The sequence below is a fragment of the Faecalibacterium sp. genome (genome assembly GCF_052358865.1).
Lineage (GTDB): Bacteria > Bacillota > Clostridia > Oscillospirales > Ruminococcaceae > Faecalibacterium > Faecalibacterium butyricigenerans.
Window position 1 is genome coordinate 1 of sequence record NZ_DAWCVJ010000128.1, and the last position, 3,746, is coordinate 3,746.

The following is a 3,746-nucleotide window of genomic DNA, read 5'->3' on the forward strand; positions in this document are numbered from 1 at the left end:
CCAGTGGCATCGCCGGGGGGGTGGCTGACGCGGTAATCGCGGGAAGCCACGATGCCCAGCAGCTTGCCGTTGGGGGTGCCGTCGGCGGTGATGGCGATGGTGGAGTGGCCGGTGCGGGCCTTCAGCTCCAGCACATCATGCAGGGTGGCGGTGGGGGCCAGATTGGAGTCGGAGACGACGTAGCCTGCCTTGAAGCTCTTGACGCGGCGGACCATAGCGGCCTCGTTCTCGATGCTCTGGGAGCCGTAGATGAAGGAGACGCCGCCCTGACGGGCCAGCGCGATGGCCAGCTTATCGCCGGAGACAGACTGCATGATGGCGCTGATCATGGGGATGTTCATTTCCAGCGGGCAGGCCTCCTCGCCCTTGCGGTACTTGACCAGCGGGGTCTTGAGGCTGACCGCCGTGGGGACGTTCTCGGCAGAAGAGTAGCCCGGCACCAGCAGGTACTCGCCAAAGGTACGGGAGGGTTCTTCGTAAAAATAAGCCATGTTCAAACTCCTTTTTCTTAACGCATCAACAACGGATCACATCAAAACAATTTCATGTTTTCGACTTAGGAATTGATTGTATATACTTTATCACAAATCCTTGCAGAATACAAACCCCTGCCCCGCCAAACTTTATAAATGTCCTTTGCAGAAAAACAGGCAAATTGACCACCAAATTGGTGCAAGGTCATACTTTCCCCCAGTACGAGCCGGGCTTCGCCGGTTCTGGGGATGCAAAAAAGCCCGTCCAGTCTCGGACGGGCCTTTTTGCACACGAAGCGGAATATCGCCTGTGCGGTGTCCGCCGACAGCTGTGAAGGAGAACAGCCGGAGGAGGATGGCAGACACCCGATATTCCAAAAACAAGAAGAAAAAGATTTCATGATCCAGAAGGACGTCGCCCTTCCTGTAACCATATTGTAACTCTTTTGAAGGATTTTTGCAATAGTTTTTTGTAATTTCTTTGTAATTATTTTTGTAAAGATTCTGTGACAGGCTCCCCGAACTCCAGATAGCACTCAAAGGCCGCGTGTTCCTCCCTCCGGCCCAGCACATACCAGCCTTCCTTCGAGGGGGCGTAGAACACCTGCACGCTCTGGCCCATCGGCACCTCGCGGTGGTACTTGATGGAGGCGAAGGAGAGCGGCGCAGCCTCCACCACCTCCTGCGGCAGAGCGTCGCAGGCGATGTCCAGATAGAGGGAGTTGTTGATGTGGCCGTTGAGGTCGCACATGGAGTAGCTGGCCCGGCGCTCCCCTGCCGCCGTCAGGGGCTGGCTCTTGTGGACGATCTGGGGCAGTTCTTCGGGCAGGTCGTCGTTCTGGAAGTCCGGCGTGTTCCAGCCGGGGGTGCGCAGGATGCGCCCTGCCTCTGTATCCACGGCCATCCAGCGGCAGTCCACGAGGGCCAGCTTCTCCCCCGTCTCGCTGGTGATGGTGGTCAGGCGCTTCATGGTGCCCTTCTTGAAGGTCTCACAGGCCGTCGTGAGCGCTATCTTCTCGGCCCGGCCCGGCATCCGCCAGACCCGGAGGGCCTGTTTGCCCACGAGGAACGCACTGTGGCGCTCCTTAAAAAAGGCGTGGTCCATGCCGTAGGCCCGGGCGTGGTCTGCCGACACCTGTTCCACATAGCGGAAGAGGGCGCTGGGCTTCAGGCAGCGGCGGAAATCGCTGTCGCCGTCCAGCACGGTCATATGCTCAGTATAACTTCTGTATTCACTCATCGTTTTCTCCCTTTCCTCGACAAAAAGGGGCTGTACGCCTCCGCACAGCCCCCGCAGGATCAATACATATTGCGCGTTTTCCTGCGCACCTTGCGCCAGATGTTGAAGCAGGCCAGAGCCAGCATCGCCAGCAGCAGCATCAGGAACAGATACCCGCTGCCGCCCTCGTCGTAGCTCTTCATCTCGCTCCACTTCACGTCCAGCTCGCTGTTGACCTCATCGCTCAGCGCGGTAAAGACCTTCTCCTTGGCCGCGATCTCCTCGGAGGGATAGGCGATCTCGCTGTACTTGAGATCTTCGTCCAGAATATCCCATACCGCCTGCATGGGGGTGGTGTAGCCGATATACTCCGCATTGGCCTTGCCGATGTCCGGCTCACACATGAAGTTGATGAACATCTCAGCGGCTTCCTGATGCTCGCTGGCAGCGGGGATGGCCATGCTGTCCACCGACAGTACCGTCCCCTCCTCCGGGAACACCCAAGCCAGATCGGGGTTGTCGTCGATCATGGTGATGGCGTCGCCGGAGTAGTAGACGCCGACCGCCGCCTCGCCGCCGATCATCTTATCGAAGATCTCATCCATGACGTAGGCCTGTACCAGCGGCTTCTGAGCCTTCAGCTCCTCCACCACAGCGTCCACCTCTTCGGTGGTCTGGGGGTTGATGCTGTTTCCGCTCTTGAACGCACCGATGGCGTAGGCATCGCGGCTGTTGTTGAACATCAGGATATTACCCGCATACTGCTCATCCCACAGGTCGGCCCAGCTGGCCGGGGCCTCGTCCACCATCGTCGTGTTGTAGATGATGCCGGTGGTGCAGAGCATATAGGGCACCGTATAGGCGTTTTCGGGGTCGTAATCCGCGTTGCGGTAGGCCTCGTCGATGTTCGCAAAGTTCGGGATGTTGCTGTAGTCCAGCGGTTTCAGCATCCCTTCTGCGATCATCTTGGCGACCATGTAGTCCGACGGGATGATGACATCGTAGTTGGCCGCGCCGGATTTCAGCTTCGCGTAGAGGGACTCGTTGGAGTCAAAGGTGGTGTAGTTGACCTTGATGCCGGTGAGCTTTTCGAAGGCGGCCACCACGTCCACGCTGTCGTCTGAGCCGTTGGAGATATACTCGCCCCAGTTGTAGACGTTCAGGGTGACGTTCTGGCCCTTGAAGCGGGTCCAGTCGTAGTCATCCGAGACCGACACATCCTCTGTAACCTCGATCTGGCCCGCAGCCAGAGCCGACAGCGGCATGGTCAGCGCCAGCACAGCCGTCAGCAGAAGAATGACAAAGCGCTTCATTTCGCATCTCCTCCTCTCAGTGCACGCTGGTCGCGGCGGTAGCCGCGGCTCTCCATGGCGTTGGAGACGAGGATGATGGTCAGGATGACCACGAACATGATGGTGGACAGCGCGTAGATCTCCGGACTGACCTTCTTGCGGGTCATGGAGTAGATGGCGATGGGCAGCGTCTCCACCGTGCCGCAGTTGAAATAGGAGATCATGAAATCGTCGATGGAGTAGGTCAGGCAGATGAGGAAGGCCGACAAGATGGCCGGGCTGATCTCGGGCAGGATGACCTTGAAGAACGCCTGCTTGGGGTCGCAGCCGAGGTCCAGTGCCGCCTCATACAGCTTGATGTCCAGCTGCTTGAGCTTGGGCGTGACGTTGAAGATGACATACGGCACATTGAACGCGATATGGGCGATGAGCAGCGTGGGCAGGCCCATGATGTTATCAGGCAGGAAATCCAGCCCGCCCGCGAAGCGCTGGTAAGCCACAAAGAGCAGCATCAGCGAGATACCGGTGATGATCTCGGGGTTGACCACCGGGATATAGGTGATGTTCGTCACCAGCAGACGGCTCTTGCGGCCCATGGACGCGATGCCCAGAGAGGCCGCCGTGCCCAGCACCGTGGCGATGATGGCCGAGATGAGGGCCACTTCCAGCGACACCCACAGCGCGTGCAGAATCGACGCATTGTGGAAAAGGCTGGTGTACCACTTGAGGGTAAAGCCGGTGAAGAGCGAGTAGCCCTTGCTC

4 protein-coding genes are annotated in these 3,746 nt (G+C 58.6%); all 4 read right to left on the reverse strand.

Going from position 1 to position 3,746, the window contains the following annotated elements; translation table 11 throughout:
- A partial coding sequence (locus ACT8X9_RS13000) for an IMP dehydrogenase (protein WP_444269274.1) occupies window positions 1-491 on the reverse strand: 491 nt, incomplete at its 3' end.
- Between the two features lie 469 nt (window positions 492-960).
- The gene (locus ACT8X9_RS13005) at window positions 961-1,713 is read right to left on the reverse strand and encodes an acyl-[acyl-carrier-protein] thioesterase (RefSeq protein ID WP_444269275.1); all 753 of its coding nucleotides are present in this window, start codon (window positions 1,711-1,713) and stop codon (window positions 961-963) included.
- 59 nt (window positions 1,714-1,772) lie between these two features.
- Window positions 1,773-3,005 carry an ABC transporter substrate-binding protein gene (locus ACT8X9_RS13010; protein ID WP_227619972.1) on the reverse strand — a complete coding sequence of 411 codons (1,233 nt, stop codon included), beginning with the start codon at window positions 3,003-3,005 and terminating at the stop codon, window positions 1,773-1,775.
- Window positions 3,002-3,746: ABC transporter permease (locus ACT8X9_RS13015; protein ID WP_444269276.1), on the reverse strand; the 745-nt coding region annotated here is incomplete at its 5' end. The genes ACT8X9_RS13010 and ACT8X9_RS13015, both read right to left, overlap by 4 nt.